This window comes from Rathayibacter sp. PhB1 (genome assembly GCF_004362935.1).
Classification (GTDB): domain Bacteria; phylum Actinomycetota; class Actinomycetes; order Actinomycetales; family Microbacteriaceae; genus Rathayibacter; species Rathayibacter festucae.
In genome coordinates this window covers 37,222-51,948 of record NZ_SNYD01000004.1, presented here as the reverse complement: position 1 = coordinate 51,948, position 14,727 = coordinate 37,222, and the positions used below count along the sequence as shown (strand labels likewise).

The window sequence follows — 14,727 nt, the reverse complement described above, 5'->3', positions numbered from 1 at the left end:
CCTGCCGTCCTCGGCAGGGCATTCGTCGTTCCCGGACTGCTCAGCACGAGCGAGACACCGGTCCGCACGTCACGCGGTCAGCACGAGTGGTCCGGCCTCTGTGATCGCGAGGGCGTGCTCGGTGTGCGCCGCACGGCTCCTGTCCGCCGTCCGCGCCTTCCAGCCGTCAGGGTCCCTCCGGACTCGTGATGTCGTTCTCGGAAGCGTCCCGGGCACGTGCATCCGTCGGCTCAAGACCGAACTCCGCGGCGAGAGCGTCGAGTTCGGTCGTGAAGTCCTCGCGCAGTCGGGCCTTCTCCGCCGCAGGCAGCCACGACGCGTCGACCCCCGTCAGTGCCATCGCGCGCAGTTGGGCGGGCGTCGCCCCGATCGGACCGGCGGCGATGCGGTACTCGTCGACGAGGGTGGTCGGGAACATGCCCGGGTCGTCCGAGCAGGGGGTGACCCGCAGACCGGCGTCGAGCATTGCGCGGATGGAGGCGCGGCGCCACGGGCGCCAGGAGCGGCGGGATGTGGTCGACGCGACGGTGAAGACGACGCCGTCCTCGCGCATCCGCTCGACGACCGCCGGATCTTCGAGCACGAAGTAGCCGTGGTCGATGCGGTCGCAGCCCAGCAGGTCGAGGCAGGTGATCGTGTTCGCGGCGGTGGGCGCGTGCTCGGAGGAGTGCGCGGTGCGGCCCAGTCCCGCCCGGCCGGCGAGCGCGTACGCCTCGGCGAAGCGCTCGGGCGGCCCGGCGGTCTCGAGGTTGTCGAGGCCGATGCCGGCGACGTACTCGTGCGGGGAGTCGACGACCTGCTGCACGAGGGCGAGGGCTTCCTCCCCGCTGCGGCTGCGGTCGATGCCGGCGATCATCCGCCCGGTCATGCCGAAGTCGCGCTCGGCGGCGCGGATGCCGTCGGCGTAGGCCTCGATGCTGCCGCGGTACCCGAGCCCCGCGAGATGCTCGGGCACGCCGTCGAAGAAGAGCTCGAGATGGCGCGTGCCGCTGCGGTGGTGCGCGTCCTCGAAGGCCTCGTAGACGATCCTCGTCAGATCCTCCGCGGAGCGGAGCACCTGCACGACCCACTCCGAGACCTGGAAGAGGGAGTAGGAGACGTCGGGCTCGCCCGCCGAGCGGTCCTGCGGCACCGGGACGACGGTGTCGCGGTAGAGCGCCGGGTCGGGCGGGAGGGAGTTGATGTCCGCGAAGATCCGCTCCGGGTCGGCGGGCAGCGCGAGGCCCTCCCGGCGGGCGAGCTCGGCGAACGTGCTCGCGCGCACGGTGCCGATCAGGTGGCAGTGCAGATCGACCTTGGGGATCCGACGGATCCACTCGTCGGGGACGGCGGCGGTCGTGGCGGCGGTCTCGGTGCTCATGGCGATCTCTCCGGGTGGTGCGGGTGGTGCGGGGAGGGAGGGTGTCCGGGCGCGACGCGGCGGCCGCGCCCGGACGCACTGCCTACTGGGCGGTGACCTCGCGGGCGAAGCGGTCGACCCAGTCGGAGCGGGTGGGGACGAGCTCGGTGGGGTCGAGGGTCTCGTAGCCGGCGGCGGTGGGGTCGGCGGCGATGTCCCCGACGACGGCGGTGATCGACTCCGGGACCTGAGCGGCGAGGTTCACCGGCAGGTCGCCCACGATCTCGGCGGAGGAGGTCTGCGCTTCGACGGAGAGCAGGTAGTCGATGAACTGCTCCGCGGCGTCGGTGTTCGCGGCTCCAGCGGGGATCATCGCGCGGTTGGTCGCCATGTAGCGGCCGGTGGCGGGCGGGGTCCAGCCGATCGGCTCGCCCGAGGCGACGAGGTCGGTGGCGAAACCGCTGAGGGCGTCGGCGGCGGTGATCTCGCCCTGGGTCAGCAGGTTGGTGACCTCGGTGGAGGAGCTGTAGAACTGCAGCACGCCGGGCGCCCAGCCGGAGAGGGTGTCGAGCGCCGTGTCGATGTCGTAGGGGCCGTCGCCGTAGGTGGCCGCGACTCCGCTGATCATCAGCTGGCCTGCGGTGACCGAGATGTCGGGCAGCGCGACGCGGCCGGCGTTCGCGGTCTCGCCGTAGAGCTCCCAGTCGGCGGCCTTCTCGGCCGAGAAGGCGTCGGTGGAGTAGAGCGTGCCGTTGAGCTGGTAGCTGTAGGCCGGGCCGAGGTAGACGTCCTCCTTCGCGAAGTCGGCGATGTCGGCGATCGCGGGGACGGCGTCCGCGTCGACCTGCTCGAAGAGGTCGTCCTCCTGGCCGAGCGCGGCGTAGTAGTCGCTGATGAGCATCACGTCGACTCCGGGGTCGTCGCCGCCGGCGAGCTGCAGCTGCGACAGCCGGTCGGAGTTGGAGCCGGTCTCGACCTCGACCTCGATGCCGGTCGCTTCGGTGAAGGGGTCGATGACCGCTTCCTGGAACTGCTCGACCCCGAAGGGGAAGGTGCTGACGACGAGGGTGTCTGAGGCGCCCTCCGCGCTGCCGGAGTCGGAGCCGCCGGAGCAGCCGGCGAGGGCGAGTGCGCCGATGACGGCGCCGGCGGTGAGGCTGATGGCGCGCCGGGGAGTGATGCGGGACATGGCGGTTCCTTTCGAGGGGATCTGGGGAGGGGAGCTGCGGGGGAGCGGAGGCCTTGGAGGAGGGGCGGGGGCGGGAGGAGCCGCGCTCAGTCGCGGGCGATCGCGACGATCTGCGACGCCGCGGCCGAGACGATCACGGGGTCACCGGGCGCGACACGTGCGGCGGAGTCGGCGCGCACGTCCGACACGAGCCGCACCCGGTCGCCGGCGGGGTCCGTCGCCTCGACCGTGACGAGCACGTCGACCCCTCGGTAAGCGACATCGACGACGACCGCGGCTAGCGACAGGGCGGACGAGCCGGTGGCCTCTCCGCTCGTCACCGCGAGGTGCTCCGGCCGCACGGTCGCGAGCGACCCGTCGGCGAGGCCGAGGAAGTTCTCGTAGCCGAGGAAGTCGGCGACGAAGCGGTTGGCCGGAGCGCCGAAGACCGCGGCCGGAGCGCCCTGCTGCATGATGCGCCCGGCGCGCATGAGCACCATCTCTTCGCTCATCTCGAGCGCCTCGTCCTGGTCGTGGGTGACCAGCACGACGGTCAGGCCCGTCTCGGACTGGATACGGCGGATCTCGGAGCGCATCTGCACGCGGAGCCGCGCGTCGAGGTTCGACAGCGGTTCGTCGAGCAGGAGAAGCCGCGGGCGGATCGCGATGGCGCGGGCGAGGGCCACGCGCTGCTGCTGACCGCCCGAGAGCCGCCGCGGCCGGCTGGCCGCGAGATGCGCGAGCCCGACCATCTCGAGGCTCTCGGTCACCCGCTGCGCCCGCTCGGCGCGTCCGAGGCCGCGCAGCTTGAGGCCGTAGCCCACGTTGTCGGCGACGCTGAGGTGCGGGAACAGCGCGTACGACTGGAACACCATGCCCAGCCCGCGCTTCTCGGGGGCGAGCCGGGTGCTGTCGACGCCGTCGATCAGGATCCGGCCGGAGGTCGGCGTGGAGTAGCCCGCGAGCATCCTCAGTGACGTGGTCTTGCCGCATCCGCTGGGCCCGAGGAGGGTGGTCAGCTTCCCGGCCGGGATCGCCAGGTCGATGCCGTCGACCGCGGTGAAGTCACCGAAGACCTGACTGACGTCGACGAATTCCGCTGCTGCGCTCATCGGTTGATTCCTCCGAAGATCTGGGCGAAGCCGACGCTGCGCTCGGCGATGATCGCGATGACGACGGTCGCCGCGAGGATGAGGGTGGACGTGGCCGCGACCATCGGGTCGTAGCTCTGCTGGACGTAGTCGAGCATCGTCACGGGCAGGGTCCTGGCGTCGCGGCTCTGCAGGAGCAGCGACAGCGGGACGTTGTTGAACGAGGTCACGAACCCGAGCAGCGCGGCCGAGAAGACGCCGGGGCGCAGGATCGGGAGCGTCACGGTGAAGAAGGTGCGCAGAGGACCCGCTCCGAGTCCTCGCGCGGCCTCCTCGAGCGCGGGATCGCTGGTGGCGAGCGAGGCGCCGGTCACGCGGACCGCGTAGGGGAGCAGGAGCGCCGTGTGCCCGATCAGCAGCACGGCCGCGTTGTCGACGTCGAGCGTGACGACGAGCTGCTGGAACAGCGCCAGGCCGACCACGAGCTCGGGCACGATCAGCGGCGAGAGGAAGAGACCCTCGATCAGCGAGCGCCCGGGGATGCGGCCCCGGTAGATCGCCAGGGTGGCGGGGATGCCGATCAGCAGGGCGATCGCCGTCGAGAGCACCGCGAGCTGCGCGCTGGTCGCCAGCGACTCCAGGAACGGGTCGTACGAGAGCGCCTCGCCGAACCAGCGGAACGAGAAGCCCTCCGGCGGGAAGCGGAGCGTCGAGCCGGCAGTGAAGGCCGTGGCGACGACGAACAGGATCGGCACGATCATGATCACGTAGCCGGCGACCGCGAGGCTGGCGGCGACGGGGCGGCGGGTCCTCATGAGACGGCTCCCTTCCGGGCGACGAGGGACGAGAGTCCGGAGACCAGGAAGACCAGGACCGTCATGACGATCGCCGTGGCGGAGGCTCCGGCCCAGTCGATCGTGACGCTGGAGTAGGAGAACAGCTGGGTGCTCAGCATCCGCTGGCTCGACCCGCCGAGCAGGTAGGGCGTCGTGTACGCGGTGACGGAGCCGGCGAAGACCAGCGTCGCCGCGACGACCACTCCGGGCAGCGAGAGCGGGACGACCACGTCCCAGAAAGTGCGGGTGGGGCTCGCGCCCAGTCCGCGGGCAGCGTCGTCGAGGCCGGCGTCCACCTGCGAGACGGCGGAGTAGCAGGAGATGATCGCGAGCGGCAGGAAGAGCTGCGTCAGGCCCAGCACGATCGCGAGCTCCGTGTAGAGCAGCTGCGGCGCCTCGGACACGATGCCCAGGCCCACGAGCAGCTGGCCGATCGCGCCGTTCGAGCCGAGCACGACGAGCCAGCCGAAGGTGCGCACGACGTTGCTGAGCAGCAGCGGGAAGATCGCGAGGGCCAGCAGGACGCCGGACCAGCGGGATGAGGAGCGCGCCAGCAGGTAGGCGATCGGGAAGCCGAGGACGACGCAGATCAGCGTGACCACGAGCCCGATGCCGACCGTGCGGCCGATGATGCGCAGCTCGTAGGGGTCGGTGAGCATCTCGCCGACGCGGGCGATCACCTCCAGGGGACCCGTGCCGGGAGGTGCGAAGAGCATCACCAGCGAGGGGACGACGAAGAAGAGCAGCAGGAAGCCCAGCCCGGGCAGGAGCAGGAGGGGAGCGGTCCTCGACCTCACGAGTACCTCCGATCGGACGCGTCGGGCGGCGTCAGTGAGGCCGCGGAGTGGATGTAACCGGTTGCATCGACAGTAGACCGGTGAAGCTACCCACTTCGATTCGTGCATGTAAACACTGTGTTTCGGAGCCGGAGGCCGTCGACAGCACCGGATGTGAGCGGTTGCAGGGATACCCCTATGATCACGGGAGAGCGAAAGGGGAGCACGTGGCCACGCTCGCCGATGTCGCCGCTCTCGCCGGGGTGTCCAAGGCGACCGCGTCGCGCACCCTGTCGCGACCCGAGGTCGTCTCGCCCGAGACGGCAGCCCGCGTGCTCAGCGCCGCGGCGAAACTGGGATTCATCCCCAACACCGCGGCCCGCCAACTGGCCCGAGGCCGCACCGGCGTCGTCGCGCTGGTCGTGCCCACTCTCGACAACGCTTTCTTCACCCCGATCATCGGGGGCGCCCAGCGGCGCGCCGACGAGGACGGCCTGCAGCTCACCGTGGCCGTGCACCCCCTCGAGGCGGTGCGCGAGCTCGAGGCGTTCGACCGCCTCTCGCGCCAGGTCGACGGCTTCATCGTGGTCGCGCCGCGCGGCAGCGACGAGCTGCTGCTCGCCGCGGGATCGCACAAGCCGACCGTGCTGGTCGACCGCGAGGTCGACGGGATAGCCTCCGTCGTCGCCGACACCGCCTCGGCGTTCGGCGCGCTCGTCGAGCGCTTCGCGGCCGACGGTCACGAGCGCGTGCTCTACATCGGCGGCCCCGACGGGTCGTGGCAGGACCGGCAGCGCACGGCCGCGGTCCGCGAGGCGGCGCGGCGCGGGGGAGCGGAGCTGACCGTGCTGGGCCCGTTCCCGGCCACGTTCGCAGCGGGAGTGGGCACTGCGGCGGCGGTGCGCGACTCCGGAGCGACAGCCGTCGTGCCCTACGCGACCGCCCTCGGCCTCGGAGTGCAGTACGCGCTGCTGTCGTCGGGCGGGGTGCCGCAGGGGCTCGTCGTCAGCTCGGAGCGCTCGATCGTCGACGCCCTCGGCCTGGTCGGGGTGCCCGCGGTCGATGTCGACGGCGAGCAGCTCGGGCGGGAGGCAGCCGATCTCCTGATCGACCGGCTATCGCGTCGTGGCGCAGCGCCCGAGCGGAGGCGACTGGCGGTCCCCGTGCAGTGGCCCGTCGGCGGCTGACCCGCCTTCCGAAGATCGAGCGCGGCCCCGACGGGGACTGCTCCTTCGATTCAGAGCGAAGTCCGGCTCATTTCACGTTGACCCGAGCTGACATAATGCGCATTATCGGATGTCACGAGTCGGTGCTTCTTGCACCGACGGCGAGCATCGCGCGACACCGCAGCAGTCACCCTTCCGGGTGCGTGATCGGTGTGGTCTAAAATCGCACACATGGCCGACGACACGACAGAGATCGGACGGCGGATCGCGCAGGCACGGGAGCGAGCACGGCTCACGCAGAGCGACCTGGCTGCTCGCGCTGCGATGGAGCGGAGCGCGATCGCGAAGATCGAGGGTGGTCGACGCGGAGTCGGCGCGATGGAATTGATGCGCATCGCGGAAGCGCTCGGTCAGCGTCTCGAGTGGCTGCTCTCCGACCCGCCGTCGGCTGTCATGGAGCATCGCACCCGCCTCGATCCGAGCCTGGATCTCGCCGGCATCGATTCCGTTCTGGAAACGCTGGCGCGTCATGTGAGCTTCGTCGCCGGAATCGTCCCGGCGCTGGTGGAGAAGAACGTCGACCCGGCCGAGATGCCGACCAACGCCGCCGAGGCGGAGTCGCTCGCGGTGCACGCTCGGGTCTCGTGCGGCCTCCCCGACGGTTCTGCTGTCCGGAACATCGGTGACGTCGTCGGGCGCGCGGGCGTCATGGCCTTCAGCACCGCTCTCGGTTCAGAGACGGCCGATGCCGCCTCGACGACCCTCGCTCGCGGAGCAGTCGCTCTCGTGAATTCGAGCAGCGCAGTCGGACGTCGGCGTCTCGCCCTTGCTCACGAGCTGGGCCACGTCCTCGTCCGTGACGGCTACTCGGTGGACTGGCGGGTCGCCGATCACAGTGACTCCGACCACACGGAGGTCCTTCTCGACAGATTCGCGCGCGCGTTCCTCGCTCCGCCCGCAGCGTTCGCGGAGTTCTGGCGGGAGACGCGACGAGTGCACGGCGTGCGCACCAGTGCAGTGCTGATCGGAAATCGTTTCCAGATCGACATGGCGACGATCGCACGCCGATTGAACGAGCTGGAGCTCGCGTCCGCTGCGGAGACGGCCGAGGTGCGCGGCACTCGCACCAACAAGGCGGACATCGTCGAACACGGTCTCCTCGCCCCTCTCGACCTGGACGGGACCACCGTTCCATCCGACTACGCCCAAGCGGTGCTCGCGCTGTACAGAGCTGAAGAGCTCTCCGCCGAACGCGCTCTGGGACTGCTCCTGGGCACGTTCGAGCGTGACGATCTTCCACTTCTCCCCGAGCGGCACGAGAACGAGATCTGGTCACTGCTGCGATGAGCAGTCGCTCTGATCGGACGTTCGTCTTCGACGAGGGTCCACTCAGCCACTTCACCGAGGCGGGCTGGCTCGGCCTGCTCGAACTGTACGTCGGTGAAGGAAGAGCCTGGTTGCCTGACACGGTTCACGCAGAACTGAGCCGCGGAGTCGATTCGCACCCTCATCTGCGTCAAGTTCTCGGTGCATCCTGGCTGACGCTCAAGACGGTCGGTGATTCCGAGATCATGACATTCGCCTTCTATCACGGACGCCTGGTCGATCTGCCTCCCGCCAATGTCGGCGAGTGCGGGGTGCTCGCACTCGCGGAAGTCCATTCGGCGGTCGCGGTCATCGATGACGGCACGGCGCGGAGACTCGCCGGAGTCCGCGGCGTCGCGGTGAAGACCAGCATCGCCGTCCTCTGCGATCTCATCAACGAGGGGCATCTGACCCTCAGCACCGCGGAACACGTCGCCGACAGACTGTTGCGCACCGAGTACCGATTGCCCTTCCGAGAAGGCGATTTCCGACGGTTCGTCACGGAGAGAGGTCTCGTCGATCCGTATGGATAGCGACGGTGATGGGACGGCCCCTCCCCTGCTCCACACGTCGGCTGTCGAACCGAGCAGGACATCGGAGCCGACGCGCGAAGTCGCGTGACCGCCCCCTGAGATCAGGGCGCGCCCACCGGCGGCTCCGGCAGCACGCTCAGGCCTCGGCTGCTGTTCGCCTCCGCCATCAGGGCGCGCAGCCAGAGCGGGTTCGGGGCGACCTCGGCGGTGCCGCGGAGGGTGAAGGCCAGGGCGGTCGACGGGTGCATCCACAGCGTGCGGCGGCCGTGGCCGAGTGCCGCGCCGATCGGGAGCTGGAAGCAGAAGCCCTCGCCGCGACGGAGCTTCGCGAGGATCACCGCCTGGAGGTGGACGAGCGCGCGATCGTCGAACTGGAAGGGGACGGGCGGGGATCCGTAGAGCAGTGTGCCCACGAGCTGAAGAAGTCCTCACGGTCGGGGTGAGGCCTCGACCGGATGATCGAGCCTGCTCAGCAGGCTACGAACGACCACCGACATCGGCGGTCCGCGAGGGTCCTGGCCGGCTGAGCGGTCGGCTCTCCTCGCGCTGGAGCGGGGCCCGGGGTAGCGTGCCCCATGCCCACTCCGCCCCGTGTCCTCCGCCGCCTCGGCAGCGTCTCGCTCTCCGTCGCGAACCGCGCCGAGACCGGGCTGCGCGATCGCCTCTCCGCTCGGGCCCGGAAGCAGGGCTGGTCCCCCGCGCTGCTCCCCTTCTCCGGCTACGCGAGCGCGGGAACGGCGCGGATCCTGGCGCGGGTCGTCCTCGCCCCGGCCGCGGTGGAGCCGTCCGCGCGGCGGGGGCTGCGCGCCTGGCATCGCCTGCTCACTCTCGAGAGCCCCGGGGTGCCGGTTCGGATCGAGTTCGCGGGCGCGAGCGCCACGGGGACGAGCGACGGCGCGGGGATCGTCGACGCGCGCTTCGCGGTGCCCGACGGGCTCGAGCCCGGGCCGGCGGAGGCCCTGCTGCACGTCGCCGATCGTGCTCCCGTCCCGGTGACGGTGCACGTCGTCACCTCGGAGCCGGCCCGCGGGGTGGTCTGCGACGTGGACGACACGGTGTGGGTGACCGGGATCTCGCATCCGGCGCGCGCGGCCTGGCGGACCTTCTCGACGACGAGCGCCACCCGGCGGTCGGTGCCGGGGATGGCCGAGCTGCTGCAGGAGGCGATCGCCGGGCAGGACGGGACCGCCGTCGTCTACGTGAGCAACGGGCCGTGGAATCTGGCGGGCGTCGTCTCGCGGTTCCTCGCCCGGCGCGGCTTCCCCGCCGGACCGGTCCTGATGACCGACTGGGGCACGAGCCCGCGGCGGTGGTTCCGCGACGGCGAGGAGCACAAGCGGGACTGCCTCGCCCGCCTGCGCGAGGACCTCCCCCACCTCTCCTGGGTCCTCGTCGGCGACGACGGCGAGCACGACCCGCAGCTCTACAGCGACTTCGCCCGCCGCCACCCGGACGCCGTCACCGCGATCGCCCTGCGAAGGGTCGCACCGGCCCGCCCTGGAGCGGCGCCCGACGTCGACGACGTCGCCGGCGTCCCCGTCGTGCGCGGCGTCGACGGCGACGCCCTCCGTCCCCTCCTGCAGGAGGCGCTCGGCCGCACCCGTCGCTGACGCTCCTCCGGGCTCCCGGCTCTCTCCGGCGCCGGAGACGCAGCGAGTCCTCGGCCGCCCCCGGAAGGGGCCGGTCGGCGGGGCTCCGCGCAAACGGCGTCCCGCCGTCCCGCCCGTAGAATCGCGGCCGTGCACTCCCCCGTCCTGACGACCGTCTTCCAGCCGATCGTCGACCTCACCACCCGTCGGCCGGCGGCGTACGAGGCGCTGACGCGGGTCCAGGGGGCCGGCGGGGACGCCTTCCCCTTCGAGCTCCTCGAGGCGGCGCAGTCCGCCGGCCGGATCGCCGAGTTCGACGGCGCCTGCTGGCGGAGCGCCTTCGGCTCCGCGACCGCAGCGGGTCTCACGACTCCGCACGCGCTCTTCGTGAACGTGGAGGCGGAGTCGCTGCGCGGGGGCCTCCTCGAGCAGGTCGCCTCCCCCGCGCCGATCGTCCTGGAGGTCACCGAGCGCGCCCTCCTGGCCTCGCCCGGCGGTCTGCTCGCGGTGATCGAGGAGGCGCGCCGGGCCGGACACGCGATCGCCATCGACGATCTCGGCACCGACCCGGCCTCCCTCGCCCTGCTGCCGCTGATCGATCCCGACGTGATCAAGATCGACATGCGCATCATCCAGGGGCACGCGGACACCGACGCCGCCCGGATCATGAGCACCGTGAACACGCTGACGGCGGCGCGCGACGTGGTCGTCGTGGCGGAGGGCATCGAGACCGAGGAGCATCTGCTCACCGCGCGGGCGATCGGCGCGACGCACGGGCAGGGCTGGCTCCTCGGCCGGCCGTCCCCGGTCGTCCCGGCGGCGCCCTCCGCCTCGCTCCTCCGGCACGTCGTCGAGCCCGCGGCGGACGAGGCGGGCGCGGGGACGCCCTTCGAGATCGTGGCCTCCGTGCTGCCCAGCCGCCGCTCCTCCCGCGACCTGCTCCTGCAGATGAGCCACTTCCTCGAGGCGCGTGCGCGAGCGAGCGGCGACTCCGCGATCCTCCTCTCGACCTTCCAGCAGGGGTCGAACCTCACGCCGCCCACCGCCGTCCGCTACGCGGCGCTGGCCGAGGAGTGCGCTCTGGTCTTCGCCTTCGCTGCGGGAGCGCCGGACTCCCTCTCCCCCGCCATCCGGGTGCAGGAGATCGACGAGGACGAGCCGCTCGCGGCGGAGTGGGACGTCGTCGTCCTGACCGCCGACTTCGCCGCGACCCTCGTCGCGCGGGAGATCGATCCGGCTCGGCACGCGGCCGGGCTCTACGACTTCGTGCTCACCCACGACCGCGGGCTCGCCGTCGACGTCGCGCGCCACCTGCTCCAGCGGACGACCCGGAGCGCCTGACGCGGGACGCCGCCGCCGACCGCGCCCGCTGACCGCGCCCGCTGACCACACGAACAGAGCAGCCCTACCAGGTCCGGGCGGCTTCCGGAGCGCCTTGTGGGCGCGCCGTCGTCCCGGCACTGTCGTGCCGAGACGGACTGTTCGTCACCGAGAGGGAGTCATGGACGACGAGACCCTGCTGGGCATCCTGCTGCGCGGGCGGCCCGCCACGCTCGAGGACTCGGTGCTCGCGACCCACCTCGAGCCCGCGCAGGTCGCGGCGGCCGTGCAGCGGCTCCGCGACCGGGGACTCATCGGCGGCGCGGGCGACCTGCTGGCCTATCCCCCGCCCGCGGACTGGGCGAACGAGGCCGTCTCGGTGCACACCCGCCGGGTCCGGGTCGCGGCCGAGGACGCCATGTCCGGCATCGAGAAGATCCTGGAGAACCTGCCCACCGTGCTCCGCGCCTGGTCGACGGGCGAGGCGGCGGCCGACCTGGTGCCCACGGTGCTGCGTCACGGGCCCTACGCCGCGGAGGACCTGCTGTGGGAGCTCGTCGGCACCCCGTCGGGCTCCCTCGTCGCGGTGTTCGCCAGCATCGACCGGCTGATGACGGCGCCGATCGACCGGGCCGTCCGCTTCGGTGACGCCCTGCAGGAGAGGGACGCGGTGCGCATCATCGTCCCCTCGTCCGCGGCCGCCGACCCCCGGGTGCTCGAGCGGATGGCCGTCTACGGACGGGTCGGGCTGGAGTACCGCTCGCTCGACCGGCCGCCGGGCTGGTTCTGGGTCGACGGCGACCACATCGCGCTCCCCTTCGTCTGGGGTGAGGCCACCCCGACGAGCGTGCTCGGAGTCCGCCACGCGGGCCTCGCGAACATCGTCCGCGCCTACTTCGACGAGCTCTGGCAGCGCGCGGACCCGCTGGGCAGCGACGAGCACTCCTGGCTGCCGCTCCTCCGCCTGATGCAGCAGGGCAACACCCTCGACAGCGCCTCCAACCGCCTCGGCATCAACCCCCGCACCGGCCGCCGCCGCATCTCCGCCGCGATGGAGCACTACGGCGTGGACACGCTCTTCGCCCTCGGCGCGGCATGGGGCGCGGGCCGGGCGGGCAACGCGACGCGATCCGAGGGGTGACGGACTCCCGCCCGCTCAGGTCTGCGGGCGTCCGTGCCGAGGAGATCCGCCCTGCTGCTGGTCCAGCCTGCTCCGAGGCGAGCTCACGAGCGCGAGCGCGCTGACTCCGCACCGCGGGACGCCTCCCTCAGCCGCATCGCGGCCTCGTCGTCGAGCCAGTTCGGCCCCGTGTTGCGGAGGAACACCGCGTAGACCACCAGGGAGACGGCGATCACGGCGGTCGCGTAGCCGATGAAGACCGGCACCTGGTCGGCGCCGAGCGCGCCGGCGTAGAGCAGCGGCGCGGTGCCGCCGAAGACCGAGTTGGCGAGCGCGTAGCCGAAGCCGAGGCCGAGGGCGCGGACGTGCGTGGGGAACAGCTGCGCCTTCACGACGGCGTTGATCGAGGTGTAGCCGGTGAGGATCACGAAGCCGCCGACCAGGATCGCGAAGGCGGCGAGCGGGGCGGTCTGCTGCGGCAGGGCGGTGAGGAGGAACCAGGTGTAGAGCACTCCCCCGATCCCGAAGAAGACGAGGAGTGTCTTCCGGCCGATGATGTCCGAGAGCCAGCCGCCGAGCGGCTGCAGCAGCATCAGCGTCGTCAGGGCGATGAGGTTGATGACGGTGCCCGTGACGACGTCGTCGCCGGCGAACGCGCTCTTGATGATGCTCGGACCGGTCACCGAGTAGGTGTAGAAGGCGACGGTGCCGCCCATCGTCACCGCGAAGCAGAGCAGCAGCGGCCGCCACTGGTGGACGAGGAGCTCGCGCATCGAGCCGCTCCGGCGGGACTCCCCTGCTCTGACGGCGTCGATCCGGGTCGTCGCCAGCGATTCGTCCATGCTGCGGCGGAGCCAGAACACGACGACCGCGGCGACGCCGCCGATGCCGAAGGCCACCCGCCAGCCCCAGGCCGAGATCGCCTCGTCGGGCAGGGTCAGCACCATGACGAGCAGCGTCAGCTGGGCGAGGACGTGGCCGCCCACGAGGGTGACGTAGTGGAACGACGAGAGGAAGCCGCGTCGGCCGGGGATCGCCGCCTCCGACATGTAGGTGGCGCTCGTCCCGTACTCCCCGCCGGTGGCGAAGCCCTGCAGCAGGCGCGCGAGCACCAGGAGGACCACCGCTCCCCCGCCGATCGACTCGGCCGTCGGCGCGAACGCGACGAGGAGGGAGCAGGCGGCCATCACCGAGACCGAGACGGTCAGCGCGAGGCGGCGCCCGTGCCGGTCGGCGAAGCGGCCGAAGAACCAGGAGCCGATAGGCCGCATGAGGAAGGTGACCGCGAAGATGGCCCAGATGTAGAGGGTCGAGTTCTTCTCGCCGGGAGCGAAGAACTGCGACTCGAAGTAGACGGCGAAGACGGAGTAGACGTAGACGTCGAACCACTCGACGAGATTGCCCGCTGACCCCTTCAACGTGTTCGACACGGAGCGTCGGAGGCTGGTGGGGGTCGTCGTCGTCGTCGACATGATGGTCCGATCATCAAGGGTTTCCGGGTGGGACGGGTCTCGGAGCGTCGAGGGAGCTGCGGCGTCTCCGCCGTCGGCGCCCCGCGTCGCGGCGAGCCCAGGGGCATCTCTACCGCATTCCCAGTGCCGGATCCGGAAACGTAACGGTCTCCTGAGCCGATCGGGTTCGAACCACGACGAGGTCGGCTGTGTCTCGCGCCAGACAGGCAGCGATACCGACCAGACCAGTATGGTCCCTCGGTGGGGGTAGGCACATGAGGATCCGTACTGAGAACTCGCTGCGATCATCAGCGACGAGGGCTGTCGCCGTCGTCTCGATCGTCACCATCGCCGCTTCGCTCTCCGGGTGCACAGCGGGAGACGCCGCGCCGCCGAAGCCCACTGTCGCTCCGCTCCCGGCTGCTGAGGTGGAGCGCGCACTGGCCGAGAAGCAGGATCAAGACTGGGCTGAGCTGGCAGTCAAGTATCCGGACGCGGTCCGACCCGAGGTCGACGTGATCCGCACCGTGAACCCCGTGGAGTCGACGTCGGCGATCGCGGACTGCATGGTCTCAGTCGGCTTTCCGGAGACCAAGGCTGGTCCGGACGGCGGCCTCGACTACGGCTCCTTCCCCACGGAGCAGACGCAGACTCACGACATCGCCCTGTTCGCGTGCAGAGCGCAGTACCCGATGGATCCGAGATTCGACACGCCACCGACCGAAGCGCAGTACGAGTACCTCTACCACTACTACGCACACGACCTCATCGAGTGCTTGAAGAGTCACGACATCGACGTGCCGGAGGCGCCCACCTATGAGACCTTCCGCGACACCATCAACTCGCGAGACGCATGGAGTCCCTACCTCAGCTACGAGCCGACCGGGGACACGCAGTGGCTCGCCGTGAACACGGACTGCCCGCAGATGCCTCCGGGCTACTTCGGCGAGTGACGAGCGCCTCGCTTCTCCAT

The 14,727-nt window shown here is 71.1% G+C and carries 14 protein-coding genes; 7 read left to right on the top strand and 7 right to left on the bottom strand.

The features are described 5' to 3' along the window. Positions 1-166 precede the first annotated feature (166 nt). The 5 genes from EDF17_RS10575 to EDF17_RS10555 form a co-directional block, all read right to left on the bottom strand. Positions 167-1,360 (bottom strand): hypothetical protein, encoded by a 1,194-nt coding sequence (locus EDF17_RS10575; protein WP_243732863.1) that lies wholly within the window; start codon positions 1,358-1,360, stop codon positions 167-169. 82 nt (positions 1,361-1,442) lie between these two features. After that, the gene (locus EDF17_RS10570) at positions 1,443-2,528 is read right to left on the bottom strand and encodes an extracellular solute-binding protein (protein WP_123446477.1); all 1,086 of its coding nucleotides are present in this window, start codon (positions 2,526-2,528) and stop codon (positions 1,443-1,445) included. Positions 2,529-2,614: 86 nt separating this feature from the next. Then, positions 2,615-3,619 (bottom strand): ABC transporter ATP-binding protein, encoded by a 1,005-nt coding sequence (locus tag EDF17_RS10565; protein ID WP_123446478.1) that lies wholly within the window; start codon positions 3,617-3,619, stop codon positions 2,615-2,617. After that, on the bottom strand, positions 3,616-4,413 hold the full coding sequence (locus EDF17_RS10560; protein ID WP_123446479.1) for an ABC transporter permease: 798 nt from the start codon (positions 4,411-4,413) through the stop codon (positions 3,616-3,618). Before EDF17_RS10560 ends, EDF17_RS10565 begins: the two co-directional genes overlap by 4 nt. Beyond that, positions 4,410-5,231, bottom strand: coding sequence for an ABC transporter permease (locus EDF17_RS10555; RefSeq protein ID WP_123446480.1), 822 nt, complete (start codon positions 5,229-5,231; stop codon positions 4,410-4,412). Before EDF17_RS10555 ends, EDF17_RS10560 begins: the two co-directional genes overlap by 4 nt. 206 nt (positions 5,232-5,437) lie before the next feature. On the opposite strand from EDF17_RS10555, the gene EDF17_RS10550 reads away from it, so the two are divergent. From EDF17_RS10550 to EDF17_RS10540, 3 genes are all read left to right on the top strand, one after another. Next, positions 5,438-6,397 carry a LacI family DNA-binding transcriptional regulator gene (locus tag EDF17_RS10550; RefSeq protein WP_123446481.1) on the top strand — a complete coding sequence of 320 codons (960 nt, stop codon included), beginning with the start codon at positions 5,438-5,440 and terminating at the stop codon, positions 6,395-6,397. A 210-nt stretch (positions 6,398-6,607) separates the two neighbouring features. Then, positions 6,608-7,723 carry a helix-turn-helix transcriptional regulator gene (locus tag EDF17_RS10545; protein ID WP_123446482.1) on the top strand — a complete coding sequence of 372 codons (1,116 nt, stop codon included), beginning with the start codon at positions 6,608-6,610 and terminating at the stop codon, positions 7,721-7,723. Next, positions 7,720-8,274 carry a hypothetical protein gene (locus tag EDF17_RS10540; RefSeq protein WP_123446483.1) on the top strand — a complete coding sequence of 185 codons (555 nt, stop codon included), beginning with the start codon at positions 7,720-7,722 and terminating at the stop codon, positions 8,272-8,274. The genes EDF17_RS10545 and EDF17_RS10540 overlap by 4 nt, the downstream gene beginning before the upstream one ends. Positions 8,275-8,375: 101 nt before the next feature. Here the strand turns inward: EDF17_RS10540 and EDF17_RS10535 are convergent, their stop codons facing one another. After that, positions 8,376-8,687, bottom strand: coding sequence for an ATP-dependent DNA ligase (locus tag EDF17_RS10535; protein WP_185019974.1), 312 nt, complete (start codon positions 8,685-8,687; stop codon positions 8,376-8,378). Between the two features lie 162 nt (positions 8,688-8,849). Here EDF17_RS10535 and EDF17_RS10530 point away from each other — a divergent pair, with 162 nt between their 5' ends. The 3 genes from EDF17_RS10530 (at position 8,850) to EDF17_RS10520 (ending at position 12,324) form a co-directional block, all read left to right on the top strand. Continuing rightward, on the top strand, positions 8,850-9,884 hold the full coding sequence (locus tag EDF17_RS10530) for a phosphatase domain-containing protein (protein WP_123446484.1): 1,035 nt from the start codon (positions 8,850-8,852) through the stop codon (positions 9,882-9,884). Positions 9,885-10,013: 129 nt separating this feature from the next. After that, positions 10,014-11,204 carry an EAL domain-containing protein gene (locus tag EDF17_RS10525; RefSeq protein ID WP_123446485.1) on the top strand — a complete coding sequence of 397 codons (1,191 nt, stop codon included), beginning with the start codon at positions 10,014-10,016 and terminating at the stop codon, positions 11,202-11,204. 160 nt (positions 11,205-11,364) lie between these two features. Continuing rightward, positions 11,365-12,324: a hypothetical protein gene (locus EDF17_RS10520; RefSeq protein ID WP_123446486.1), complete on the top strand. Its 960-nt coding sequence runs from the start codon at positions 11,365-11,367 to the stop codon at positions 12,322-12,324. Positions 12,325-12,407: 83 nt separating this feature from the next. Here EDF17_RS10520 and EDF17_RS10515 read toward each other — a convergent pair whose 3' ends face one another. After that, positions 12,408-13,733 carry an MFS transporter gene (locus tag EDF17_RS10515; protein ID WP_243732862.1) on the bottom strand — a complete coding sequence of 442 codons (1,326 nt, stop codon included), beginning with the start codon at positions 13,731-13,733 and terminating at the stop codon, positions 12,408-12,410. Between the two features lie 296 nt (positions 13,734-14,029). On the opposite strand from EDF17_RS10515, the gene EDF17_RS10510 reads away from it, so the two are divergent. Then, positions 14,030-14,707 (top strand): hypothetical protein, encoded by a 678-nt coding sequence (locus tag EDF17_RS10510; protein WP_133671991.1) that lies wholly within the window; start codon positions 14,030-14,032, stop codon positions 14,705-14,707. Positions 14,708-14,727 lie beyond the last annotated feature (20 nt).

Coding starts and splice junctions, on each gene's coding strand:
- EDF17_RS10565 (WP_123446478.1), bottom strand. CDS start 3,619: ATGAGCGCAGCAGCGGAATTCGTCGACGTCAGTCAGGTCTTCGGTGAC.
- EDF17_RS10560 (WP_123446479.1), bottom strand. CDS start 4,413: ATGAGGACCCGCCGCCCCGTCGCCGCCAGCCTCGCGGTCGCCGGCTAC.
- EDF17_RS10520 (WP_123446486.1), top strand. CDS start 11,365: ATGGACGACGAGACCCTGCTGGGCATCCTGCTGCGCGGGCGGCCCGCC.
- EDF17_RS10575 (WP_243732863.1), bottom strand. CDS start 1,360: ATGAGCACCGAGACCGCCGCCACGACCGCCGCCGTCCCCGACGAGTGG.
- EDF17_RS10510 (WP_133671991.1), top strand. CDS start 14,030: ATGAGGATCCGTACTGAGAACTCGCTGCGATCATCAGCGACGAGGGCT.
- EDF17_RS10545 (WP_123446482.1), top strand. CDS start 6,608: ATGGCCGACGACACGACAGAGATCGGACGGCGGATCGCGCAGGCACGG.
- EDF17_RS10570 (WP_123446477.1), bottom strand. CDS start 2,528: ATGTCCCGCATCACTCCCCGGCGCGCCATCAGCCTCACCGCCGGCGCC.
- EDF17_RS10530 (WP_123446484.1), top strand. CDS start 8,850: ATGCCCACTCCGCCCCGTGTCCTCCGCCGCCTCGGCAGCGTCTCGCTC.
- EDF17_RS10540 (WP_123446483.1), top strand. CDS start 7,720: ATGAGCAGTCGCTCTGATCGGACGTTCGTCTTCGACGAGGGTCCACTC.